Origin of the sequence: Rhodobium orientis, assembly GCF_003258835.1 — a bacterium.
Lineage (GTDB): Bacteria > Pseudomonadota > Alphaproteobacteria > Rhizobiales > Rhodobiaceae > Rhodobium > Rhodobium orientis.
This window is the reverse complement of record NZ_NPEV01000071.1, coordinates 1-21451: the sequence shown is the minus strand read 5'-3', so window position 1 is coordinate 21451 and position 21451 is coordinate 1. Positions and strand designations below refer to the sequence as shown.

26 protein-coding genes and 1 tRNA gene are annotated in these 21451 nt (G+C 66.5%); 11 read left to right on the top strand and 16 right to left on the bottom strand.

The genetic code is table 11. The features are described 5' to 3' along the window. Window positions 1-41: 41 nt before the first annotated feature. Window positions 42-362, bottom strand: coding sequence for a hypothetical protein (locus CH339_RS21815; protein WP_111436525.1), 321 nt, complete (start codon window positions 360-362; stop codon window positions 42-44). A 291-nt stretch (window positions 363-653) separates the two neighbouring features. Between CH339_RS21815 and CH339_RS21810 the strand changes: the two genes are divergently transcribed. Continuing rightward, window positions 654-1142 (top strand): hypothetical protein, encoded by a 489-nt coding sequence (locus CH339_RS21810; protein ID WP_111436524.1) that lies wholly within the window; start codon window positions 654-656, stop codon window positions 1140-1142. 114 nt (window positions 1143-1256) lie between these two features. Here CH339_RS21810 and gatA read toward each other — a convergent pair whose 3' ends face one another. From gatA to guaB, 3 genes are all read right to left on the bottom strand, one after another. Next, a complete protein-coding gene (gatA, locus tag CH339_RS21805) occupies window positions 1257-2738 on the bottom strand; it encodes an Asp-tRNA(Asn)/Glu-tRNA(Gln) amidotransferase subunit GatA (protein WP_111436523.1) in 1482 nt (493 codons plus the stop codon). 4 nt (window positions 2739-2742) lie between these two features. Then, on the bottom strand, window positions 2743-3030 hold the full coding sequence (gene gatC / locus CH339_RS21800; protein WP_111436522.1) for an Asp-tRNA(Asn)/Glu-tRNA(Gln) amidotransferase subunit GatC: 288 nt from the start codon (window positions 3028-3030) through the stop codon (window positions 2743-2745). A gap of 119 nt (window positions 3031-3149) precedes the next feature. Beyond that, the gene (guaB, locus tag CH339_RS21795) at window positions 3150-4652 is read right to left on the bottom strand and encodes an IMP dehydrogenase (RefSeq protein WP_111436521.1); all 1503 of its coding nucleotides are present in this window, start codon (window positions 4650-4652) and stop codon (window positions 3150-3152) included. Between the two features lie 286 nt (window positions 4653-4938). Here guaB and CH339_RS21790 point away from each other — a divergent pair, with 286 nt between their 5' ends. After that, on the top strand, window positions 4939-5640 hold the full coding sequence (locus CH339_RS21790) for an SDR family oxidoreductase (protein WP_111436520.1): 702 nt from the start codon (window positions 4939-4941) through the stop codon (window positions 5638-5640). A 541-nt stretch (window positions 5641-6181) separates the two neighbouring features. Here the strand turns inward: CH339_RS21790 and CH339_RS21785 are convergent. The 6 genes from CH339_RS21785 to CH339_RS21760 all read right to left on the bottom strand — a co-directional run bounded on the left by CH339_RS21785 (window position 6182) and on the right by CH339_RS21760 (window position 10486). Next, window positions 6182-6886, bottom strand: coding sequence for an RlmE family RNA methyltransferase (locus CH339_RS21785; protein WP_111436519.1), 705 nt, complete (start codon window positions 6884-6886; stop codon window positions 6182-6184). Beyond that, the gene (locus CH339_RS21780) at window positions 6883-8370 is read right to left on the bottom strand and encodes a Ppx/GppA phosphatase family protein (RefSeq protein WP_245408190.1); all 1488 of its coding nucleotides are present in this window, start codon (window positions 8368-8370) and stop codon (window positions 6883-6885) included. The genes CH339_RS21785 and CH339_RS21780 overlap by 4 nt, the downstream gene beginning before the upstream one ends. A 409-nt stretch (window positions 8371-8779) precedes the next feature. Beyond that, on the bottom strand, window positions 8780-9160 hold the full coding sequence (locus tag CH339_RS21775; RefSeq protein ID WP_111436518.1) for a hypothetical protein: 381 nt from the start codon (window positions 9158-9160) through the stop codon (window positions 8780-8782). 3 nt (window positions 9161-9163) lie between these two features. After that, a complete protein-coding gene (locus CH339_RS21770; RefSeq protein WP_111436517.1) occupies window positions 9164-9373 on the bottom strand; it encodes a hypothetical protein in 210 nt (69 codons plus the stop codon). Further along, window positions 9366-10280: a glycoside hydrolase family protein gene (locus tag CH339_RS21765; protein ID WP_111436516.1), complete on the bottom strand. Its 915-nt coding sequence runs from the start codon at window positions 10278-10280 to the stop codon at window positions 9366-9368. Before CH339_RS21765 ends, CH339_RS21770 begins: the two co-directional genes overlap by 8 nt. After that, window positions 10277-10486 carry a hypothetical protein gene (locus CH339_RS21760; protein ID WP_111436515.1) on the bottom strand — a complete coding sequence of 70 codons (210 nt, stop codon included), beginning with the start codon at window positions 10484-10486 and terminating at the stop codon, window positions 10277-10279. The genes CH339_RS21765 and CH339_RS21760 overlap by 4 nt, the downstream gene beginning before the upstream one ends. Before the next feature lie 119 nt (window positions 10487-10605). Here CH339_RS21760 and CH339_RS21755 point away from each other — a divergent pair, with 119 nt between their 5' ends. The 3 genes from CH339_RS21755 to CH339_RS21745 all read left to right on the top strand — a co-directional run bounded on the left by CH339_RS21755 (window position 10606) and on the right by CH339_RS21745 (window position 12801). After that, window positions 10606-11268, top strand: coding sequence for a helix-turn-helix domain-containing protein (locus tag CH339_RS21755; RefSeq protein WP_244668966.1), 663 nt, complete (start codon window positions 10606-10608; stop codon window positions 11266-11268). 222 nt (window positions 11269-11490) lie between these two features. Then, a tRNA-Gln gene (locus CH339_RS21750) sits at window positions 11491-11564 on the top strand. Window positions 11565-11655: 91 nt separating this feature from the next. Next, window positions 11656-12801 carry a tyrosine-type recombinase/integrase gene (locus tag CH339_RS21745; RefSeq protein ID WP_111436514.1) on the top strand — a complete coding sequence of 382 codons (1146 nt, stop codon included), beginning with the start codon at window positions 11656-11658 and terminating at the stop codon, window positions 12799-12801. Here the strand turns inward: CH339_RS21745 and CH339_RS21740 are convergent. Further along, entirely contained in the window at window positions 12798-13751 is a 954-nt protein-coding gene (locus CH339_RS21740; RefSeq protein WP_170138617.1) for a M48 family metalloprotease, read from the bottom strand. The genes CH339_RS21745 and CH339_RS21740 overlap by 4 nt on opposite strands. Next, the gene (locus tag CH339_RS21735) at window positions 13723-15456 is read right to left on the bottom strand and encodes a type IV secretory system conjugative DNA transfer family protein (RefSeq protein WP_111436512.1); all 1734 of its coding nucleotides are present in this window, start codon (window positions 15454-15456) and stop codon (window positions 13723-13725) included. Before CH339_RS21735 ends, CH339_RS21740 begins: the two co-directional genes overlap by 29 nt. Window positions 15457-15714: 258 nt before the next feature. On the opposite strand from CH339_RS21735, the gene CH339_RS21730 reads away from it, so the two are divergent. Beyond that, window positions 15715-17163 carry a MobA/MobL family protein gene (locus CH339_RS21730; protein ID WP_111436511.1) on the top strand — a complete coding sequence of 483 codons (1449 nt, stop codon included), beginning with the start codon at window positions 15715-15717 and terminating at the stop codon, window positions 17161-17163. Between the two features lie 35 nt (window positions 17164-17198). On the opposite strand, the gene CH339_RS21725 is transcribed toward CH339_RS21730, so the two are convergent. Further along, on the bottom strand, window positions 17199-17441 hold the full coding sequence (locus CH339_RS21725) for a type II toxin-antitoxin system ParD family antitoxin (RefSeq protein ID WP_111436510.1): 243 nt from the start codon (window positions 17439-17441) through the stop codon (window positions 17199-17201). A 383-nt stretch (window positions 17442-17824) separates the two neighbouring features. On the opposite strand from CH339_RS21725, the gene CH339_RS21720 reads away from it, so the two are divergent. Genes CH339_RS21720 through CH339_RS21700 form a run of 5 tightly spaced genes read left to right on the top strand, consistent with a single transcriptional unit; the run spans window position 17825 to window position 19171 of the window. Further along, complete coding sequence (locus CH339_RS21720) at window positions 17825-18034, top strand: hypothetical protein (protein WP_111436509.1); 210 nt, start codon at window positions 17825-17827, stop codon at window positions 18032-18034. After that, on the top strand, window positions 18035-18256 hold the full coding sequence (locus CH339_RS21715) for a hypothetical protein (protein WP_111436508.1): 222 nt from the start codon (window positions 18035-18037) through the stop codon (window positions 18254-18256). After that, window positions 18253-18465: a hypothetical protein gene (locus CH339_RS21710; RefSeq protein WP_111436507.1), complete on the top strand. Its 213-nt coding sequence runs from the start codon at window positions 18253-18255 to the stop codon at window positions 18463-18465. Before CH339_RS21715 ends, CH339_RS21710 begins: the two co-directional genes overlap by 4 nt. Next, window positions 18462-18650 (top strand): hypothetical protein, encoded by a 189-nt coding sequence (locus CH339_RS21705; RefSeq protein ID WP_111436506.1) that lies wholly within the window; start codon window positions 18462-18464, stop codon window positions 18648-18650. The genes CH339_RS21710 and CH339_RS21705 overlap by 4 nt, the downstream gene beginning before the upstream one ends. Beyond that, complete coding sequence (locus CH339_RS21700; protein WP_170138616.1) at window positions 18647-19171, top strand: antirestriction protein ArdA; 525 nt, start codon at window positions 18647-18649, stop codon at window positions 19169-19171. Before CH339_RS21705 ends, CH339_RS21700 begins: the two co-directional genes overlap by 4 nt. A gap of 81 nt (window positions 19172-19252) precedes the next feature. Here CH339_RS21700 and CH339_RS21695 read toward each other — a convergent pair whose 3' ends face one another. From CH339_RS21695 to CH339_RS21685, 3 genes are all read right to left on the bottom strand, one after another. After that, window positions 19253-19522 carry a hypothetical protein gene (locus CH339_RS21695; protein ID WP_111436504.1) on the bottom strand — a complete coding sequence of 90 codons (270 nt, stop codon included), beginning with the start codon at window positions 19520-19522 and terminating at the stop codon, window positions 19253-19255. Between the two features lie 81 nt (window positions 19523-19603). Then, window positions 19604-20320: a TfuA-like protein gene (locus CH339_RS21690; protein WP_111436503.1), complete on the bottom strand. Its 717-nt coding sequence runs from the start codon at window positions 20318-20320 to the stop codon at window positions 19604-19606. Continuing rightward, window positions 20317-21444 (bottom strand): YcaO-like family protein, encoded by a 1128-nt coding sequence (locus tag CH339_RS21685; protein WP_245408191.1) that lies wholly within the window; start codon window positions 21442-21444, stop codon window positions 20317-20319. The genes CH339_RS21690 and CH339_RS21685 overlap by 4 nt, the downstream gene beginning before the upstream one ends. Between the last annotated feature and the right edge of the window lie 7 nt (window positions 21445-21451).

The following is a 21451-nucleotide window of genomic DNA, read 5'->3' as shown; positions in this document are numbered from 1 at the left end:
TCTCGGCTACCGAAACCAGGGCCGCAGACCCATCGAGACAATCAACTTATTCGTAAGCCAAGAAGCTTAAGTGGACACCCCAACAACCCCTCCGCGATCTCCCGCCATTCCTCGTTCAGCGCGCCGGAGTGGTGGGGGCGGCCGGCGCGGCGGTACCAGTAGCCGGCGTTCCAGGTGTCGCCCTCGTCGCGGTGCAGCCATGCATGGACCCAGGCCGCGTCGCGTCCGTCGTCGTCCTGGACGATCTCGTGCGCCTTCGTCCATTCGCCCCGGCCCGCGTGCCACAGGCCGAGAAGCGCCGGCGGCAGGCCCTCGGGCGGCGCGCCGGCGGTGAGCGAGGTTGCGAATTCATCGACTGTCATCGGTTGCTCCCCTTCTTGTCTGCGTTATCGGTGCCAGAAACGACGCCCGGCGCGGGATCGCGAATGCCGGACGGATGCGCCGGCCCGCCGCCGAAAGGACGCATCGGCCGCCGCCGGGCAATATTGCGGCCGGGCCGGAACGGTCCTTCCTGCGAGCGCCTCGCAAGGTCCGGCGGCCGGGCCCGAAAAACCCATACGACGCCTCTTTTTCGCCGCCATTTCGCCATTGGCAACGCCAAAAACTTGCCTAATAATCCCGCACCGTTTCTTCAACCTTTCAGGTGGTTTTCCATGCTTCGAAAGACTGCGATCGTCGCCATGATCCTTACCGGTACGGCGCTGCCGGCTTTGGCCGGCCAGATGCCCGACTTCCTCGCCAAAAAATACGCCACCGACGCCGCCGCCTGCAAAGGCCAGGAGGCGCAGGAGGAATCCGGCGCCCTCGTGCTCGACAAGACCGGCATCTTCGGCACGGAGTTCGGCTGCTCCTACCGCGACTTCTGGGGCGGCAAGGACGGTACGGTGACCGTGCTGGTCTCCTGCAGCGACGATTCGGGCGTCACCCGCCCCGATCTCCTCTCCGTCATCCGCGAACAGAACGGCGAACTGAGGGTCCAGTCGCAGAACGAGTTCGTCATGGGCGAGGTCGCCCTCAGCCTGACGCCGGTGCCGGAAACCGACGGCCAGCAGACGGACGAGCCGGCCGAAGACGTGGTGCCGAACTTCGAATACGTCACCGGCACCTACACGCCCTGCGACGCCGCCGCAAAAGCGCAGTAACGCCGAAGCCCGTCCCGGCATCGCCCCTGAAACGCGGAAACGCCGCGCGACCCATTTCGGTTGCGCGGCGTTTCTTTTTTCCGAAATCGTCGATCGAAGCGTTCGACCGCCGCCTCAGGCCCACCACTTCTGCGGCCGGAAGCGCCCGGCGGCGTCCTCGATGACCTGGCCGGCGCGGAACAGCGTCGCCTCGTCGAAGGGGCGGCCGATGAGCTGCAGGCCGAGCGGCAGGCCGGAGGCGTCGAGCCCGCCCGGAACCGAGATGCCCGGCAGCCCGGCCATGTTCACCGTCACCGTGAAGATATCCTGGAGATACATCTCCACCGGCGAGGCGTTGTCCATGGCGCCGACGGCAAAGGCCGCGGACGGCGTTGCCGGCGCCAGGATGGCATCAACGCCCGCATCGAAGACGTCCTCGAAGTCCTTCTTGATCAGCGTGCGGACCTTCTGCGCCTTCAGGTAATAGGCGTCGTAGTAGCCGGCCGAGAGCACATAGGTGCCGATCAGGATGCGCCGCTTGACCTCGGCGCCGAAGCCGGCCGAGCGCGTCTTTTCGTACTGCTCGATGATCTCGTCGGACGGCACCCTTAGGCCGTAGCGCACGCCGTCATAGCGGGCAAGGTTCGACGAGGCCTCGGCCGGCGCCACGATGTAGTAGGCGGCAAGCGCGTATTTGGTGTGCGGCAGCGAGATGTCGACGATCTCCGCGCCGGCATCCTTCAGCCAGTCGCGGCCCTTACCCCACAGGGTCTCGATCTCATCGGGCATGCCCTCAACCCGGTATTCCTTCGGAATGCCGATCTTCATGCCCTTGACCGACTGGCCGATCGCCGCCTCGTAGTCCGGCACGTCGATGTCGACGGAGGTGGTGTCCCTGGCGTCCACCGAGGCCATCGACTTCAGCATCATCGCCGCATCGCGGACCGTGTGGGTGATCGGCCCGGCCTGGTCGAGGGACGAGGCAAAGGCGACGATGCCCCGGCGCGAGCAGCGGCCATAGGTCGGCTTGATGCCGACGGTGCCGGTCAGCGATGCCGGCTGGCGGATCGAGCCGCCGGTGTCGGTCGCCGTTGCCGCAGCGCAAAGGTTCGCCGCCACGGCCGCCGCCGAGCCGCCCGACGAGCCGCCGGGCACGAGGTCGGCGTTGCTGCCACGCGATTTCCACGGGCTCACCACCGGACCGTAATAGCTGGTCTCGTTGGACGAGCCCATGGCGAACTCGTCCATGTTGAGCTTGCCGAGCATCACCGCGCCGTCGTTCCACAGGTTCGCCGTGACGGTGGATTCATAGGGCGGCTTGAAGCCGTCGAGGATGTGGCTGGCGGCCTGGGAGTGGACGCCCTTGGTGCAGTAGAGGTCCTTGACGCCGACCGGCACGCCCTCCAGCGGCCGCACCTCGCCGGTGGCGATCCGCGCGTCCGACGCAATGGCCATGTCGCGCGCCTGCTCCGGCGTCACCGCCACATAGGCGTTGAAGCGCCCGTTGAAGGCGTCGATCGCCTTGAGGTACGCATCGGTCAGTTCGACGGCGGAGAAATCCTTGGCGGCAAGGCCGTCGCGGATTTCGGAAACGGTCAGCTCCGTCAGATCGCTCATCGCCCTACTCCACGACCTTCGGCACGACGAAGAAATGGTCTTCCGTCTCCGGCGCATTGCCGACCACGTCGTCCGGGTAGCCGCCATCGGTGACGCCGTCGGCGCGCTTCTTCATGGTCACGGCAACAACCGAGGTCATCGGCTCGACGCCGGCAACGTCGACCTCGTCGAGCTGCTCCACGAAACCGAGGATGGCGTTGAGCTCGCCGGTCATTTTCTCGGCCTCTTCCTCGGTAACGGCGATCCGCGCCAGATGGGCGACGCGTTTGACGGTTGCGGTATCGACGGACATGGATGCTCCAAAACATATGGAAGGCACGCAGGAACGGGAGGCGCGCCCGGAAACGTTCGCTCACACCGGGCTATAGCACCGGGGCAAAAACCCCCGCAAGAACCGGCATGCCGCGGTGCCTACTGGTTGCCCGGATAATTCGGGCTTTCGCGGGTGATCGTGACGTCGTGGGCGTGGCTTTCCCGGTGACCGGCGGACGAGATCCTGACGAACCGCGCCTTTTCCCGGAACGAGGGAAGATCCGGCGCGCCGACATAGCCCATCGCAGCGCGCAGGCCGCCCGCAAGCTGGTGCAGCACGCTGCCGAGCGGACCCTTGTAGGGCACCTGGCCCTCGATGCCTTCCGGCACCAGCTTCAGGGTGTCGCGCACCTCGGCCTGGAAATAGCGGTCGGCGGAGCCGCGCGCCATGGCGCCGACGGAGCCCATGCCGCGATAGGATTTGTAGCTGCGGCCCTGGTAGAGATAGACCTCGCCGGGGCTTTCGTCGGTGCCGGCCAAGAGCGAGCCGACCATGGCGCACGAGGCGCCGGCGGCCAGCGCCTTGGCCAGATCGCCGGAAAACTTGATGCCGCCATCGGCGACCACCGGCACATTGGCGGCATCGGCCACCTCCACCGCATCCATGATCGCGGTGAGCTGCGGCACGCCGACGCCGGCAACCACACGGGTCGTGCAGATAGAGCCCGGCCCGATGCCGATCTTCACCGCATCCGCCCCGGCATCGATCATCGCCTTGACGCCGTCGCCTGTGGCGACGTTGCCGGCGACCACCTGCACCCGGTTGGAGAGCGCCTTGGTGCGGCCGATGGAATCCAGAACGCGCTGGGAATGGCCATGCGCCGTATCGATGACGATGAGGTCGACGCCGGCATCGATCAGCCGTTCGGAGCGGGTATAGCCGTCGTCGCCGACGGTGGTCGCCGCCGCCGCCCTGAGCCGGCCCTGGTCGTCCTTGCAGGCGTTCGGATGGAGCTGCGACTTCTCGATGTCCTTGACGGTGATGAGGCCGATGCAGTTGCGGTCGTCGTCGACCACCAGCAGCTTTTCGATGCGGTGCTGGTGCAGCAGCCGCTTGGCTTCCTCGTGGCGGACATTCTCGCTGACCGTGATCAGGTTCTCCCGCGTCATCAGCTCATAGACCTTCTGGCCCATGTCGGAGGCAAAGCGGACGTCGCGGTTGGTCAGGATGCCGACCAGCCGGCCCACATGCTGGCCGCCGGTGCCGCCGTTCTCCACCACCGGAATGCCGGAAATTCCATAGCGCTCCTTCAGCGCCAGCGCATCGGCGAGCGTCGCGTCCGGGCCGATGACGACCGGATTGACGACCATGCCGCTCTCGAACTTCTTGACCTGGCGGACCTCTTCGGCCTGCTGTTCCGGCGTCATGTTGCGGTGGATGACGCCGAGGCCGCCGGCCTGGGCCATGGCGATGGCGAGGCGCGATTCCGTCACCGTGTCCATCGCCGCCGAAAGGATCGGCAGGTTCAGTTCGATGGTGGCGGTCAGCCGCGTCTTCACGTCGACCTGGCCCGGCATCACTTCCGAGTGGCCCGGCAACAGGAGGACGTCGTCAAAGGTCAGCGCTTCCCGGCTGCCCGCGGGTTCGTAGAATGTCGGCATGAGCCAGCTCCCGAAGTGTTGGATCGAAGGCCGGGGAAAGCGCTCCGAATAGCATCCTTCGCCGCCCGGTCGGCCGACCCTTGGGCTGGCTGGCGACTCGGCAACTCCGGAAAGGATTGGCGCCGGTCAATACCACGCGGACGGGCCGGTGCAAAGCGCGGTATACGGGCTTTCTGCGGCTTTTCCATGTAACGGTGAAGAAGGGCTCTGGCGGCTTGACATTTCCCGGCCGCTTACCGGTGATGACTGCAATGTTTTTGACGCAGGAGATGGGGAACATCCGACCATGAGCGAGCCGAAGATCGCCGTCGTCACCGCCGCCGGCAGCGGCATGGGTGCCGACATTGCCCGAACCCTCGCCGCCAGGGGCTACACAGTCGCCATATCGTCGTCCTCCGACAAGGCGGAACGGCTCGGCGCGGAGCTCGGCGGTTTCGGCATGATCGCCGACAATCTCGATCCCGATGCCTGCACCGCCTTCATCGACGCGGTGGTGGCGCGCTACGGCCGCATCGACGCCCTCGTCAACAGCGCCGGCCACGGGCCGAAGGGTCCGGTCGCGGAGCTGACCGACTATGACTGGGTGCGCGGCATGGAGGTCTATTTCCTCGCGACCGTGCGCTTCATCCGGCTGGCGACGCCGCATCTGGAAAAGAGCGGGGGCGCAATCGTCAACCTCACCGGATTTTCCTCCGTCGAGCCGGAAGCCGCCTTCCCGACCTCCTCGGTGTTTCGCGCAGGGCTCGCCAATTTCGTCAAGCTCTACGCCGATCAGCATGCCGCAAAGGGCATCCGCATCAACAACGTGCTGCCGGGCTTCATCGACTCCCTGCCCCCGAAGGAGACGTTCGTGAACCGCATCCCGATGGCGCGCTACGGCACGGTCACGGAGATCTCCGAGACGGTGGCGTTCCTGCTGTCGGAGGGCGCCGGCTACATCACCGGCCAGAATATTCGGGTCGACGGCGGCTTCACCCATTCGACGTGAGGGGCGGCGGTCGGGTCTGAGTGCAGGCAGTTCGGCGGCCCGGGCGCTGGCGCGACCTCAGTATCGTCGGCCGCACCGCTCTCCGCGTCATCCCGGGCGGAGCGAAGCGCAGACCCGGGATCTATTGCCCGTCTCGACACGGTATGCCTAGTGTGATGCAAAGGCCTTTCCTGGATTGCTTCGCTCCGCTCGCAATGACAATTTTCTCAATTATTTCAGTGTCATTGCGAGGAGGCCGCTAGGCCGACGCGGCAATCCATCGTGCGTCGACGGCAGCCTCGGCGTCCTCGTGGGCGCACTCCCGCCGACCCAAAACTCCGTCGTCACCCCGGCCCCCGAGCCGGGGCCCATTGCCTGTCACAACACGGTATGCCGCTGGTTGGGGTTTGGAGGCAATCGCGAAAGGTGTAGCGGGAATCGAAACGGGCTACAGCGTTGAGAGGGGCAATAGGCCCCGGCTCTCCGCTTCGCTACGGCCGGGCTGACGGCTGAGTTGGACGCTACCTCGAGCGTCGAATGGCAGGCGCCGGTGGGGATCCGCCTACTCCCCCTCGCCCCGAAAGCCCCGCGCCAGCACATAGAGCTCCGCCGAATCCTGGCGGCTCGCCGCCGGCTTGACGTGGCCGACGGAGGCAAAATCGCGCTTCAGGGCGGCGAGCAGCGTGTGTTCGGTGCCGCCGCGCAGGACCTTGGCGAGGAAATGCCCGCCGGGCGCCAGCACCTCGCGGGCGAACTCGTGCGCGACTTCGCACAGATGCATGATCTGCAGATGGTCGGTCTTGCGGTGGCCGGTAGCATGCGCCGCCATGTCGGAGAGGACGAGGTCGGCCTGATGTCCGCCGAGCGCGGCCTTGAGGGCGTCCGGCGCGTCGTCGTCGAGAAAATCCTTTTTCATGAAGACGACGCCGGGCACCGGCTCCATGTCGAGGAGGTCGATGGCGACGACCAGCGGATCGGCGTCGCTGGACCCGACCTTGTCGGCCGCGACCTGCGACCAGCCGCCGGGCGCGGCGCCGAGATCGACGACCCGCGCCCCGGGCCGCAACAGCGAATAGCGCTCGTCGATCTCGATCAGCTTGAACGCCGCGCGCGACCGGAATCCCTCGATCTTGGCGCGCTGCACATACGGATCGTTGAGCTGGCGTTCCAGCCAGCGGCGCGAGGACTCCGTCCGCTTCTTGGAGGCGCGCACCTTGGTGTGGATGTTGCGGCCACCCCCGTCGCCGCCGCTTCGCCTGCCGCTCATGACGCGCCTCCACGATTTCCCTGGCGCCGATGCTGCCGGCGCCTGCGCCAGACGCCGTCGGCGGCCATCAGTTCCACGAGAATGCCCTCGCGAAGGCCCCGGTCGGCGACGCGCAGGCGCGGACAGGGCCAGCGCCGGCGGATCGCTTCCAGGATGGCGCAGCCGGCGAGCACCAGATCGGCACGGTCGGCGCCGATGCACGGATTGGCGACGCGCTCGTCATAGCTCATGGAGGCGACCCGCGCGATCATCGCCCCGAGGTCGTCCTCGTCGAGCCAGACGCCGTCGACCCGGCGCCGGTCGTAGCGCTCAAGGCCGAGATAGACGCCGGCAAGCGTCGTCACCGTGCCGGAGGTGCCGAGCATGTGCACCTGGCGGCCGGCAATGATCTTGGTCAGCAGCGCTGCCTCGGCGAAATGGTCGAGATGGGTGTCAACGTCGGCGACCATGTCCTCAAAGACGGCGCGCGAGACATGCACCCCGCCATGGCGCTCCGACAGGGTGACGACGCCGAGCGGCATCGACGTCCAGGAGCGGATGAACCGGGTCAGCGCCACGCCGCGCTCGCGCGAGCGGCCGCGCAGATCGAGCCAGACCAGCTCCGAGGACCCGCCGCCGATATCGAACAGGACGACACCGGCGGCCTGCGGGTCAACGAGGGTCGAACAGCCGGCGACCGCAAGCCGCGCCTCGGTCTCGCGGCTGACGATCTCCAGCGTCAGCCCCGTCTCGCCATGGACGCGCCTCAGGAACTCCTCACCGTTGAGGGCTGCCCGGCAGGCTTCCGTTGCGATCAGCCGGACCCGCTCCACGCCGCGGTCGGTCAGCTTCTTGCGGCAGACATGCAGCGCCTCGATCGCCCGCTCCATAGCGTTGTCGCTGAGCGTGCCGGTGCGCTGGACGCCCTCGCCGAGCCGGACGATGCGCGAGAACGCATCGACGACCCGGAACCCGCGTTCCTGGGGCTCGGCAACGAGCAGCCGGCAGTTGTTGGTACCAAGGTCAAGGGCGGCGTAAAGGGCTCTCCTGCCGTTTCCGGCCGGCGGTCGGGACGGTCCATGACCGTGCCTCGGACGCTCCGGCCGCTCCGGCTGTTGGGCAAGCGGCGGGGCGGCCGGCGGCACGGGGTCGTCGGCGGCGATGACCAGCGGCTCTTCGGGAACCGGCAGCTCCGCCACCGGCCCCGGATCCTTCAGGACAGGCGCAACGGACGGCTCTTCGGCCGTGCTTTCCTCGTGCGCCCGCGCCTGCTCGCGGCCGAGGGCTTCCTGCAGGCGGCGCCTTGCGCGGTTCCGCCGCCGGCGCCGCTTTCCGACCTTGCCCGACGACGGGGCGCCGTCCGCGGCGCCATGCTGTTGACGATCGCCCGCATCGCCCGACGCGCCGTCGTTCGTTGGCGCGTGCGTCCCGGCCTGGTCGTTCTGGATCTGCTGGGATTGCCTGGGCTGGGATATATCGCGCAGGGGTGGCTCAACCGCGTCCACGGTCCCATCCGCCGGTGCACCCACCGGCGCATTCGCCGACTGGCCACGCCGACGCTTACGGCGGCGGCGCTTGCGCCCCGGTCCAGCGCCGGCTTGTCCGGCTGCCTCGGTCTTGCCGCACGCGAGATCGTTCACGCCGATCCGCGCGCCGTCACCGGGCCTGTCCCGATCCGCCGGAGGCGGATCGTCACCCGTGTCACTCAATTTTATCCTCTCGCGTCACCGACCGCGCGAGGAACCGCGCGCGGCGACGCCGATATTTCCCGTTGCCGACAAGTGTAGCAGGCAAAGGACAGGGTGCAAGCATTCGCCGCGCCGAAACTGACCGGGCGGCGTGCGGCTTGCCCGTGATGCACGATCGCGCGCCGGCGGAGTGCCGGCGGAGTGTCAGTCGAGGGAATGGCGGCCGTCAGGCCTTGCGGCCCCAGTAGCGAAGGCCGATCTGCGCCGTCTCGGAGAGGAACAGCGATGGAATGACGATCTCGGCGATCGACCAGAACTGCGGCGGCAGCGCAGCAACGTTCCAGTCAAAGAAAAAGATGCTGTCGAGAACCCCGGCGGCATACCAGAGGCCGAGGGGCACGGCGAAGAGCAGCCGCCCGAGCCGGGTCGCCGACCAGAAGTACCCGCTCTCGGCGAGCGCCAGGTCGCGCCGCGCCTCCAACTTTTTTATGCGCACATCGGCAGCGATTCGCTCCGCGTCGTTGGAGGCCTCCAGCTTTGCCCGGTAGGCATCGACCAGCCGGTCGGCGACGCCGCCGGTGAGCCAGGAGAGAACCAGCTTCAGCATCGCTCAGACCTTGGTGCCGGCCGGGCCGGTGGTGACCTGGCGCAACAGGATGTTGGCAAGCGCCGAGACGATGAGGACCGCGCCCTGGTAGCGGACCGGCACGACCGCCGCCCAGAGCTGTGGCTCGACAAGGGCAAGTAGGCCAACCACGGCGAAGGCGGCGTTGGAAAGCCGCGTGCGCCAGCCCTTCAGGCGTTTCAGGCCCTCACGCATGGCGGAGCCCCCGCAGCTTGCGGGCGATTTCATCGCCATTGCGCCAGATGAGAAAACCGAGCGCGGCGGCAACGACGACCGCGACCGCCGCCAGAACCCAGGCCGAGGCGCCCGCCTCCGACCCGGCGGACGCGGCCCCGCCGGCAGCCGTGGCAAGGCCCGCCGCAAGCGCGGAGGCCGCCGCGTCCTGCGCCGCCACCCTGCCGCGGTCGAGCGCAGCCTTCGTCGCCGGCCCCAGAACACCGTCATTGGCAAGCCCGTCATGGGTTCTCTGGAAGGAAAGGACGGCGGCCTTCGTCCTCGGCCCCCAGGCCCCGTCGACGGGTCCAGGATCGAAACCGCGGTCCCTCAGGAGCCTTTGGTAGTCGGCGAGCGTCGTGCGGTCGTCCGCGTCGCTGGATGCCGCGGCCGCTTCGCCGTCCGCGTAGTCGCCATGTTCGATCAGCTCTGCTTCCAGCCGCCGCCGGGCGACGAGGCCGGCAAGCCGCCGCCCGCCCGCCGTGTTGTAGCCGGCTCTCAACAGAGCCGCGCAGCGGGCCGGATCGCCCTCCCTGAGGGCTTTCGCCCAGCGCCAGGAAACCGAGCCTTTGCCGAGATTGAAGGCGACCGACGTCGCACCGTCATAGTGGTGCTGTTCCTTCGGCCGGATCGACGCGGTAACTGCGGCGCCATATTCGCCGTCGGCGACCTGCCTCAACAGCCGGGCGTTTTCGGCGCGGGCAATGGTGTCGCCCATGCGCAGCCGGTGGCCCCGGGTCTCCGTCCAATAGGCCCGGAAGATGTGGCTGGCGTCGGTGAAGCCGGTGCCGATGGTGACGACGCCGACCGCGTCGCGATAGGCATGGGCGACGAACCCCTCCCGGCGTTCCAGAAAGGCCGCGCCGCGCGGCGACAGGGAAAAGCTCATTGCGGGTCCTCCAGGAAGGACAGCCGCGGCAACGACACCGCAACGAGGGCGCCGCGCGGCGCCAGCGGATCGGCATTCGGCACCCACCAGGTGCAGGGCGTGATGCCGAGGGCGGCGGCAGCGCCCGCCGATCGCGCCCGCTCGCCTCGCGGCACAACGGGATCGTTCGGCGCCCCTGCCGGCGCCGGCATCTGTGCAACGGCCATCGCGTCGCCTCGCTTGAAGATTGGATAGGAAACCGCCTCGCGGTGATCTGTTGTTTACATTATTTGTGTTTATAATGTCAACATGATTTATGTACATTCCGTATTGAAGGGAGGACAAGATGAACACGATGGCCGAACGATTGCGCGCTGCCCGCGCCGAGGCGGGGCTCCGCTCCGCGCGCGCCGCCGCGCTGAAGCTGGGCCTGTCGCCCTCCACCTACGCCGCCCATGAAAACGGCCAGAACGCCTTCGGGCCGGAGGTTGCCCGCCGCTACGCCAAAGCCTTCGGCGTCACCGCCGCCTGGCTGCTGACGGGCGAGACCGAACCGCTGGAGAAAAAGGGCACGGCCGCGCCCTCCCCGACCTCGGTCGTCGGAGAGATCGCCAGGGGCGTCTGGATCGAGGAGGCCGCCGAGCACCGCCCCTCGGCCTTTCTTCCCGTCATCGACGACGGAGCGGAGCCCGGCGCCTTGGTCGCCTATCGCCTCCGCGACGGCTCCCTCGGCCACCTCTCGCCGGAAGGCGCCTTCCTGGTCTGCCGGGCGCTCGACCCCGACACGTCCGCCAAGGACGGCGACCTCGTCGTCGTCGAGCGCCTGAGGAAGGCGCAGGGCATCGTCGAGCGCACGGCCCGCCGCGTGCGTCGGACGGGCGGCCGGACGGAGCTGGTCGATGCGGATCCCGCCGCCGATGCGGCCGAGCCCATCCGCACCGGGCACGGCAAGGACGGCATCGACACCAGGATCGCGGCAAAGGTCGTCTGGATCCTGAGAGCGCCCTGAACCGGCAACGCCTTGCGGACCACTCCCCGGCCCTAGGCCGGCGCCGCGGCCCGCGCCGATCCGGCCTGGATCAAAGACCCTCCGGCGCGGCGAACACCCCTTGCGGCAAAACCCGTTAGCGGGCACCGCCCCGCCGTTGACAACGCTTTTTGCCGACCCTATACGGAGGGTCTTCCGCAGGCGGCGCCGGCGGAGCCGGGTTGCCCGAGCCGACGGCATCCTTGGGGAATAGTTTAACGGTAGAACAGCGGACTCTGACTCCGTCGGTCCTGGTTCGAATCCAGGTTCCCCAGCCAAATAAAATCAGTCACTTATAGCCGGTCTTTCGACTCACAATTTCGCCAAAAACCGCAGGCACACTGTAGGCACACTTTTCGGGGGCGTGCCGTGGCTGAATCGCATTCCATTCTGGGCGGGAAGGTTCGGGTCTATAAACGGAGCAGCAGCTCCGTTTGGCAGTGCTACACCTACGTCAAGCGCAAGAAGGTACGGACCAGCACGCGGGAAACGAGTCTGGCGCTTGCCAAGGAGTTCGCCGAGGACTGGTACCTGGAGCTACACGGCAAAATTCGCCGGGGCGAGATCAAGAACGAGAAGACGTTTGCTGACGCGGCCACGCTGTTCACCACCCAATATGCGGTGATGACCGCAGGGGAGCGGAACGAGCGGTATGTGCAGAACCACCAGGGGCGGCTGACCAACCACCTGCTGCCGTTCTTCGGCACCAAGGGCCTGTCGGAGATCACCCCCGGCCTGTTGCAGGAATACCGGGTTTTGCGCCGGACGCCGGACGAAAACGGCAAGGTGCCGGCGCATAGCACCCTCAATCAGGAAATCGTTGTGCTCCGGCAGGTGATGAAGACCGCCTTGCGGGAGGGCTGGATCGGCCACCTACCCGACTTCTCAACGCCCTACCAGCTTTCCCGGAAAATCACCCATCGGGCGTGGTTCTCGCCGGAGGACTACAAAAAGCTCTATCAGGCGACCCGGCGCAACGCGAAGGAAGCCCAGGGCAAGAAATGGCAATGGGCGGCGGAGCAGATGCACGACTATGTGCTTTTCATGGCCAACACCGGCCTGCGGCCCGATGAGGCCAACAACCTGGAATACCGGGATGTTTCGATTGAGCAGGACGGCGGCCAGACCATTCTGGTGATTGAGGTGCGGGGCAAGCGTGGGGTCGGCTACTGCAAAAGCACTGCGGGTGCGGTCCTTCCGTTCCAGCGGATGGTCGAGCGCAACGCCCCTGCCCCGACCGACAAGCTGTTTCCGGCCTACCACCGCAAGGGGTTTAACCGCATCCTGGAGGAAGAAGGCCTCAAATACGACCGCCAGGGCAACCGGCGCACGGCCTACAGCCTCCGCCACACCTATATCTGCCTGCGCCTGCTGGAAGGTGCAGACATCTACCAGGTCGCCAAAAACTGCCGGACCAGTGTGGAAATGATTGAGAAGCACTATGCCGCGCACATTAAGACGCAGCTCAATGCGTCGGCGATCAACGTGCGCAAGCGGACACGGGCACAGAGCTAACTGCCCAGGAACGGCGCGCTGGCGGGGGTCGGCGCTGCACCAACGACCGGCAGGCGCTCGATGTATTTACGGCTCCGCAGCGCCAGAATCCGCTCATCCGCCGGCGGATGGGTGGCGAACAGATTGCGGTCGTTACCGCGGATCATGAAGCCGGCATAGGCTTTCTGGCTGGCGGGCGGTTTGGTTGCGGCGGCATGAATTGCCTCCAACGCGCCGATCATCGCTTCCGGGCTGGTGAGGACGGCGGCAACGGCATCGGCCCAATACTCCCGCTGGCGGGAGAACCGCATCAGTTCCAGTTGCGAAATCGGGGTGAACAGCCAGCGGGCGACGTTTTTGAACCCGCGCCAGAGCAGAAAGAACGTCAGCGCTTCCTGCACCCCGCGGGCGTAGGTCATGCGGGCCATATCGTTATTGGCCACATGCGCGAGCTCGTGCGCCAGCACCGCATCGCACTGCTCATTACTCAGCTTTTCGATAGCGCCGCGGGAGATCGCAATCAGCGCATTGTCCCGGCGTGTCCCCACCGCGAAGGCGTTAATGGCGTCATCTTCAAACCAGCCCACCCATTTGATCGGCGGCAGCGCCAGCTCGCGGGCCAGTTCATTGACCCGCCGGCACACCGGATGCCCCTCGGACAACAACATCACCCCCAGGTCGACCCCGACGCTGCCGGTGCGCCCGGCGGCAAGGCTGGCGGCCCACCAGCCGCCGAGCACCGCCCACAGCGGAATGGCAACCATCGTAAAGTTCGCGATGGCGCCGAGTTTGGGCGCGAGCCGGGGCGCGACGTAGAACAACGTGCCGGGATGATTGACGACCACCCAGGCGTAGGTGCCGTTGATCATCACAAAGTTGCCGATAGCGGCCCCGACGAACGCCCCGAACGTCAGAATGACCACCGTCGGCCAGAGCGGATTGCTAAGCCGGGTCGGATCGAGTTGCGCCATCATACCCCCCGTGGCGTGCCTTCCAGGTGCGGTCGCGGAACCAGGGCGTCAGCGTGGCCTGCACCGGCGCCACGCCCCGCAGAAAATGCACCGCCGGGCGCGGCCGCGTCGCGTCGGTGGCAGCCAGCAGCCGGATGACTTCATCCGGAGTCAACAGCTTGCGGCCGGTCAGCTGGACGTTGTCCGCCACCGAGTAGGAGGCGCCCCCGCCGCCGACCGACAGGTTCGGGTTCGGCAGGTCGTAGGCGACCGTGGTGTCGCCGAGATAGTTCGAAACCAGTTCGGCGGTGTGCGGGTCATCGGTCCCGAAAAACGTCTTCACTTCCGCCTGGAAGAACGATTTCCAGGTCGTCGGGTATTTTTGCTCCAGCGTCGGCAAGTCCTGCAGGAAGAACCACAGCCGCACGCCCGCGCTGGCATGGGTTCTGAGCGCGCTGACAAAGCGGTCGTCGGGGTCCAGCGCCAGGAACTCGTCGAACACGAACAGGACGGGAATCTCCGGCTGGGCCGGGTTGGCGAGCATGGCGTCGAGCGCGGCGGCAAACACCATCTGCACATAGGTGCCGTAGGCGCTGATCTCCTCGAACGGCAGGACCAGGTAGACCGTCGCCGGCGCGTCCTTGAGCGCCCGGAACTCAAAATCGGATTGGGCCGTGGCCTGCCGCAGGCCGGGCGTATCCCAGATGCGCAAATACTGGCTGAGGCTGTCGATCAGGCGGGGCTGGCCCACATCGCGGGTTTTAGTCTGCACGGTCTGGGCGGCGTTGCGGATCGCCGGGGGCATGACCGGGTCGCTCATGGCCTTCAGCAAGCCGTAGAAGTCGCGATTGAGCGAGGCCAGCGTGTCGCGGATGGTGCCGAAATTGCGGTGTGGCTCGGGCGCATAGCGGGCGGTAAACAGGATCACGCCGGACAGGAACCCGATGGCCTCGTTGTCAAAGAACCGCTGCCGGTCGTCGTCCGTCCGGGGATAAATCATCTCCGCCAGCTTCGTGGCGTCCCGTTCGTCCTGCACCTGGTCGAGCGGGTTAAACGCATGGCCGACCCCGTGCAGCTGCGGCAAAGCAAACGGATTGAGGATGTAGACCGGGCCGACGTGTTCGGCCCGCCAGCGGGCAGTGGCGAGCGCCAGTTCGCCTTTGGGGTCGAGCACCACCGCACTGCCCCGGTAATGCAGCAGGTTCGGAATAATCTGCACGGTCGCCTTGCCGGTGCGCGTCGGCGCAACGGTCAGCAAGTGGCTTTCGCCGGCCCAGTGGAGCGCCTGGCCGTCCGCGGTCCGGCCCAGGAGGATGCCGCGCCCGGCAGTTGGCACGGCCGGGGTCAGGAACCCGGCCTCAGTGAGCGCTTGCGGCACCGCCCAGGCCGCCGAGCCGTGGATCGGCGGCGGGTTGTGGCGCAGCTCTTCCTGGCGCCGCTGCGCTGCATACGCCTGCCGGGCCGCGGCCAGGACGCCGTCCGGTTGCCGCCCGGCTTTCACCGCTTCCACGGCGGCCTCAATGGTCAGGGGGTCGTAGCCGGCCTGTTCCAACTGCCGGCGCAAGGCCCACCCGCTGAGGGCCCGGTTCACAAACTGCCGGGCCCGGAACGACCGCCGGGCACTGTTCCACAGGTTTTGGACCTCGCTGACGGGGTCGCTCTTGGCGGCCAGCCGTGGCGGCTGAACCTGCATGTGTTTGAGCCGGTCGAACGGATCGTCCGCCATGGCGCCCCCCGCAACGCAACACCCGCTGAACGTTCAATGTTCCTTCGAACATGTTCAGGTTTAAGGTTGCCTATCTAACAGCGCACTTACATGTTGCGCAACCAGTACGGGTTCAGTAACCCGTACCTGGATTGCGCAACATTGCCGCGTTCGCGAGTCCCTCCCGAGGGCCTGGCGAACGCGGAAGTGCGGCAGGGGGAGACCCCCTGCACCCCACGCCGTGCGATCTGGTGACTGCGTACCCGAAGGCCAACGCCGATGATGGACACCATCCACTGTCACGTTGACAACTTGTCCCGGCGCAAGGCGGACGGCGGAGAGCGTTCCGCCGTGGCGAAAGCGGCCTACAACGCCGGCACCGCCATCTGGAACGAGCGCGAGAACAAGGTCACCAACTTCGGCAACCGCGCCGATGTGGTGCACAGTGAGCTATTGGCGCCGGCCGGCGCCCCGGCCTGGGCACGGGACCGCGCCCGCCTGTGGAACCTGGTCGATATGACCGCCCGGCGGAAAGACGCCCGCCTGGCCAAGACCATCGACGCGGCGATCTCGCGCGAGATTCCGCGCGCCCAATGGGTCGCGTTGCTCCATGCCTTTGTCGCCCCGTACGTGGCGCAAGGCATGGTGGCCGACGTCGCCATTCATGACGACGGCACCGGGCATAACCCGCACGTGCACGTGCTCCTGACGGTCCGTACCCTGAAGCCGGACGGCTTCGGGGCCAAGCTCACGAACGTGGATCAAAAAACCTTCGTGACCCAAGCCCGAACGGGCTGGGAAACGATCAGCAACAAGTTTCTGGAGGCCGCCGGGTCGCCGCTGCGGTTGGACAAACGCAGCCACAAGGCCCGGGGCATCCAGGCCGCACCCACCAAACATCGCGGGCCGAACCCGGCGGAGCGCAGGCTCCGCCGGGCCGAGGCCCGCCAACAGAGGGAACTGACCATGAGCCATCAGGCAAGTGAGGACGACCGCCGGGCCTATCCGTTGCTGACCGAACGGGACGACTGGCCGCCGCGGAGCGAGGAACCCGCGCGGGATATGACCCACGGGGAGCGTGCCGAGTTGACCCGCTATTGGGAAGAGCGCCGCGCCGAGGCCCAGCAGGTCACCGCAACGGAGGTCCGCAAACGGGAGCTCGCCGGCTGGCTTGATCAGAAAAACGACGAGGCGACCCGGCGGCAGCAACCGGCGGAACCGCCGGAGCCCTGGTATCAGAGCGCCCTGGCGCGCGCCCGGGCGGAACAGCTGCCCGCGGCCTACGACCGCGTGGCCGCCACGGAGACCATGCGGGACTTCGCCGCCGATTTGGCGCAACGGCGCAGCGCCTATGAACAGACCGTCTGGGAACGGGCCGTCAGCGCGGCCCCGACGCGTGAAGAGCGGGAGTTGCTGGCCATGGCCGAGGGTGCCACCCCGGAGGTCAAAACCCGCCTCAAAGAGATTGTCATCACCGAACGCATGCGCCGCATCCGGGCCGAGGATGACGCCGAACGCCTGGCCGAGTTCGAACAGCAGATGGACCCGAGCTTGCGCGAACGGCTGGAAGACTTCGTGGTCGGCAGCCGCCAGGGTGAACCGGAATATGCCCCGCCCGAACCTGGTCCCGATTACGAACCGACATCACCTGCCCGGCTGCAACGGGCGCAGGAAAAGATGATCGAGGAATACGAGCGCGACGAGCCGGACCGCGAGCCCGAACGCTGATTGCGGTGGGCGGAGCGGCTACCGCTGGCTTTCTTCTATCCCTGCCGCTGTTGTTTGGCTTTGGCAATCACTTCGTCGGCACTGGCGCGACTGACCTTACCCGCTTTGACCGATTCCATGCCGCGTTGGACATCCCGGCGCAGGCTTTCCAGCTTCAAATGATGCTCTTCGTGCAGCCGCAAGGCATCCCGCACGACCTCACTGGCATTGTTATAGGGACCGCACGCAATCTGCTCGGCCACGTACTCTTCCAGTTTCTTGCCCAGGGAAAAGTTCATTTCGGCACCTCCTGTTCTTCCTATGCAGGCTCCCGCAAATAACAACCGTTAGCGACCATTGTTATTGACGATGGGGAATGCCGTGCGCGCACCCTGGCAATTTGGCCACGCTGATTGGAGTGGCGGGCAGCCCCTACCCGCCCACAAATCCGGTTGGGTCAGCCTGGATGAACGCTGGTTTGGCGATGACGGGGCTCTCCTTCCTCCGGCACAGCCCCCGCGGCCGGCAACGGTCGGAAAGTAGGCCGGCCCTTCCCCCGGGCAATGGCCTTCCGCCGCAAGCGGTCTCCCGAGAAAACCATTGCCCGGTGAAAGGGGCGCGGCCTTCAGGGCTTTCCGACCGGCCGCGAGGGGCGGCCGTAACGAAAGGAAGGAGAGCCGACATGGCAAAACAAACCAAAGCATTCAACAAGGCACCGACCCACGAAGTTTTTCACGTGGTCGGCGACGGGGACAAAGCCCGCTGGACCAAGATCGGCGTGGCCTGGGGTCACAACGACGGCGACGGCCTGAACCTCGCCATCAACTACACCCCGCTGGTCGCCGGCCGCACCGTGGTGCGCAAAGTGAACCGCGAACAGGAGGGCAAATAGATGACCTCCACCACGACACAGGCACCGGCCACTGCACGCGACTATCGCGTGCAGCTGGTCATCCGGGAAGTCTATGACCTCTGGGTCACGGCCACCGATGCGGGTCAGGCGATTGATCAGGCCGAAGCGGCCTGGCTGAACGTTGGGCCGGACGGCATGCACTACCGGGACGGCGGCATTGATGCCGTTGACGTCCTGACGGAACGGGAGGTGCAGTCATGAACTCCCAAGCTGAAGCAACCATCATCGTCGGCAGCGACGACATGGAATCCGTCCGTGACTGGCTGGCAGAGTACACCGGTCAGGCGGTACCTGCCGCTGACGCAGACGCGCTGTTCCGGCTCGCCGGCTGTGCCCTGGTCTATTTCGCGGAGCGTGACGGCTTTGACCTCTGGCTGATGATGTCGCAAGGAACGGAGGTGCAATCATGAGCACTCCCGTTCAGGTAACGATCACCGTTGCCACCGACGACCTCGGCGCTGTGCGCGCCTGGCTCGACGAGTACTGCGACCTGGATATCGCCGACGATCTGGAAGCGCTGCACACCTACGTCCACAACGTCCTGCTCAGCAACTCCGAATGGGACGGTGTCCCGCTGTGGGAGGTGACGGCATGAGCACGCTACCTCTCACCTGCCCGCCCGCAACGGTCTATTACGCCCGCCCGTACAACATTCAGGCCGACGGGTTCTACTTCGCGACGCTGGCGGAGTACGCAGCCACGACCGCCAACCACCTGGACCGCCTTGGCCGGCCGGTGGTCGAGTACGACATCCAGTTCATCGACGGTGACAACTGGCAGCTGTTCGACGCGCTCGCGATTGATCAGACCACGTTGACCACGTGGTTTCAGACCTTCGCCGCGCTTGATCCCGAGGCCGACGACTACCTCAAAGCGCTCTATCTGGCCCAGAACGGCTATGCCATGGCCGATATCCCGGAGCGGCTTGACGACCTCGCCATCTGGCACGGCAGCGCCGAGGAGTACGCCCGGGAACTGATCGCAGAGTGCTATGCCGTGCCCGAGCCGTTGCGGTTTTATATCGACTACGCAGCGTTTGCCCGTGATATGCGCCTGAACGGCGAACTCAACGAGTTGGACACCGAGCGCGGCACCGTGGTGGTTATCGGCTACTGACCGAGGACCACCAGCCAGCCGGCTTTGCCGGCGGCGAGTGACATCGGATCCCGCGCCGTCGCGCCTGGCGGCACGCGCCGCTTAATGAAGCAGCTCTTCACCCAGCGCACCGACGTCGGATTGCACCGCACCAGCTTCTTCTTCGACCGGCGGTTCCAGTTCTTCCATCGCAGCCGCCAGGGCCATATCCAGGCAATAAGTCACGAGATCAAGCCCCTGTGCATGCGCGCTCTGGCGCGTAAAGGCGATCATCCGCGCAATGGCCGCAAGTTCCCGCTCGGCTTCCAACTCGGCAGGCGTCGCATTCGGTTCCGTTGCCATATTCCACACCCCCATTTTGCTGATCTCCATGAGAGACCAACATCAGCAATCCAGCCATTCAACTTGGTGGGGCGTTACACGAGCGTCACATCCGCATAAGCAGGTTCCCGTTTATCCATGATCACGCGTGACCCACTGTGTGAACTGCGCCGTGTGGGCAAATTCCCACGACTGATCCGGCTGAAGGCGCGCATCGTCCGCCAATTGCACGCGGCGCAGAACCTCCGCCGCGTCGCGCTGCTTTTGATTGACCGCCTGGGCGGCACACAGCCGCAGCAAGACGGTTGCCCTGGCTGCGGGGAACGCGGCCGCGGCAATGATCCGCTCCCAAGTGCGTTCCTTGAAGAACATGGCTGCGGCCGCAGCCTGCAACCGGCTCTCTTCGTCAGCCCCAATTTGGCCGGCGTCCCGCGCCCGGGCCAACGTCGCCGTGACGTTGACCAATGCTTCGGTCAACGGCACGTAGCCGAGTTCCGCCGGGCCGTGGAGCAACGCAACCGCGGCATCATCAACAATCTCACCGGCCGCATAGGCCCGGTAGATTTCACCAACGCCAATCATGCCGAAAGCCGCGCATTCCGCCGCGCGAAGCGCGCCGATGCTGGCACCGCCGAACACCTGAACTCCATGCGCCAGCGCGAACAAGATTTCCTTATGCCAGGTCGCCGCCACCTGCTCATACGCCCCGTCGATCAGCCCGATCACATTAGCCCCGACACAGACGGCCGCGTAGACGTCCCCCTGGGCTGCCGGCGGGCGCAGGTCCACCGCGCACCCCGCCTCCCCGGGCGTGCCCCACAACGACGGCCCGGCAAATACCACTTTCATCGGAACACCAGCACCTTAGCCAACGCGCGCGCGCCCAAAGGGCGCTTACGCGCGCCCGGGGGATTTTCCAAGCGAGGGGCCAGAACTTTAACCACCGCCATCCGGCTTTCATCAGGATTGAGCCGAACCGCCAGCAGCGGCCCCAACCCCTTGCGGGCGAGCAGGTCGACCACCGCGGCCGTCATTTCCGCCAGCGATCCGGCCGGCACTATCACATCGCGGCGCTGGTGCGGTTGGGGCGGAAGGTCCAGTTCCTGACGCAGGGCGGGCGGTAACGGCCGGGTATAGGTTGTCGGCGCAACATCGTCGCGGGTGCCGCTGATTAGCGTCAGCCGCGACTGGACCGCCTCCGTCAGCGCCCGGATGAGCGCCCGGACCGGGTTCGGATGCGCCCCGCTCCCATGGGTCACGTCGATGTATTTCGCCGCTACGCGCCCTTGAAGCCCTGCCGGTGCCAGCAACACCACAAACACCGGTACGTCGACGTCACTGGTGACGTCGAACAGCTGGACCCGGAACCCGGCGTGGTCGATCCGGGCGAGCAGGTCGCCTACCACCGGATCATCAGCGTAGCACCTGACATCCACACACGTCCGCGCTCGCTGCGCCGGACTGGCGAGCTGCCACAGACACTTGGCGTCCCGTTCTATCCGTTCGAGCAGCCCGTGGAATATCGCTTCTGTGGCAGTATTGCCGGACGCCAGGCCATCCGACGACTGCCAATAGCGGCTCGGGCGGGTGCGGTCCAAAGCAACAGCGGCGCGGGGCACCCAGACAGGCGTGTGATGTACCAGGTCGCAGCCGGCAACCCATTCCATGACGGTATCGTCTGAGATTTCCTCTCTGTCGGCCGCCAACAGGGCCGCCAACGGCTCAGCGCACAGCCCGTCCGCGGTCAATGCCCGCCTGCTGGTGCGGGTAGTTGCCAACGGGGGGTTTTCGGCGACGGCCCGTTCCAACGCCTCCATCACCGCCGACACCTTGGCGTCGAGATCGGTGATCCCCTTGCCCTGGTGCACCACCAGCGACCGCGCATTCGGCCGCATCGCATTCCAGACCGGAATGCCGATGGCATCCAGTCCGGTAATGCGCGCCAGCCGGGTGACGCCGCTGCCAGCCAGCAGCGGCGTC

Coding starts and splice junctions, on each gene's coding strand:
- CH339_RS21815 (WP_111436525.1), bottom strand. CDS start 362: ATGACAGTCGATGAATTCGCAACCTCGCTCACCGCCGGCGCGCCGCCC.
- CH339_RS21810 (WP_111436524.1), top strand. CDS start 654: ATGCTTCGAAAGACTGCGATCGTCGCCATGATCCTTACCGGTACGGCG.
- gatA (WP_111436523.1), bottom strand. CDS start 2,738: ATGAGCGATCTGACGGAGCTGACCGTTTCCGAAATCCGCGACGGCCTT.
- gatC (WP_111436522.1), bottom strand. CDS start 3,030: ATGTCCGTCGATACCGCAACCGTCAAACGCGTCGCCCATCTGGCGCGG.
- guaB (WP_111436521.1), bottom strand. CDS start 4,652: ATGCCGACATTCTACGAACCCGCGGGCAGCCGGGAAGCGCTGACCTTT.
- CH339_RS21790 (WP_111436520.1), top strand. CDS start 4,939: ATGAGCGAGCCGAAGATCGCCGTCGTCACCGCCGCCGGCAGCGGCATG.
- CH339_RS21785 (WP_111436519.1), bottom strand. CDS start 6,886: ATGAGCGGCAGGCGAAGCGGCGGCGACGGGGGTGGCCGCAACATCCAC.
- CH339_RS21775 (WP_111436518.1), bottom strand. CDS start 9,160: ATGCTGAAGCTGGTTCTCTCCTGGCTCACCGGCGGCGTCGCCGACCGG.
- CH339_RS21770 (WP_111436517.1), bottom strand. CDS start 9,373: ATGCGTGAGGGCCTGAAACGCCTGAAGGGCTGGCGCACGCGGCTTTCC.
- CH339_RS21765 (WP_111436516.1), bottom strand. CDS start 10,280: ATGAGCTTTTCCCTGTCGCCGCGCGGCGCGGCCTTTCTGGAACGCCGG.
- CH339_RS21760 (WP_111436515.1), bottom strand. CDS start 10,486: ATGGCCGTTGCACAGATGCCGGCGCCGGCAGGGGCGCCGAACGATCCC.
- CH339_RS21755 (WP_244668966.1), top strand. CDS start 10,606: ATGAACACGATGGCCGAACGATTGCGCGCTGCCCGCGCCGAGGCGGGG.
- CH339_RS21740 (WP_170138617.1), bottom strand. CDS start 13,751: ATGGCGCAACTCGATCCGACCCGGCTTAGCAATCCGCTCTGGCCGACG.
- CH339_RS21735 (WP_111436512.1), bottom strand. CDS start 15,456: ATGGCGGACGATCCGTTCGACCGGCTCAAACACATGCAGGTTCAGCCG.
- CH339_RS21730 (WP_111436511.1), top strand. CDS start 15,715: ATGATGGACACCATCCACTGTCACGTTGACAACTTGTCCCGGCGCAAG.
- CH339_RS21725 (WP_111436510.1), bottom strand. CDS start 17,441: ATGAACTTTTCCCTGGGCAAGAAACTGGAAGAGTACGTGGCCGAGCAG.
- CH339_RS21720 (WP_111436509.1), top strand. CDS start 17,825: ATGGCAAAACAAACCAAAGCATTCAACAAGGCACCGACCCACGAAGTT.
- CH339_RS21715 (WP_111436508.1), top strand. CDS start 18,035: ATGACCTCCACCACGACACAGGCACCGGCCACTGCACGCGACTATCGC.
- CH339_RS21710 (WP_111436507.1), top strand. CDS start 18,253: ATGAACTCCCAAGCTGAAGCAACCATCATCGTCGGCAGCGACGACATG.
- CH339_RS21705 (WP_111436506.1), top strand. CDS start 18,462: ATGAGCACTCCCGTTCAGGTAACGATCACCGTTGCCACCGACGACCTC.
- CH339_RS21700 (WP_170138616.1), top strand. CDS start 18,647: ATGAGCACGCTACCTCTCACCTGCCCGCCCGCAACGGTCTATTACGCC.
- CH339_RS21695 (WP_111436504.1), bottom strand. CDS start 19,522: ATGGAGATCAGCAAAATGGGGGTGTGGAATATGGCAACGGAACCGAAT.
- CH339_RS21690 (WP_111436503.1), bottom strand. CDS start 20,320: ATGAAAGTGGTATTTGCCGGGCCGTCGTTGTGGGGCACGCCCGGGGAG.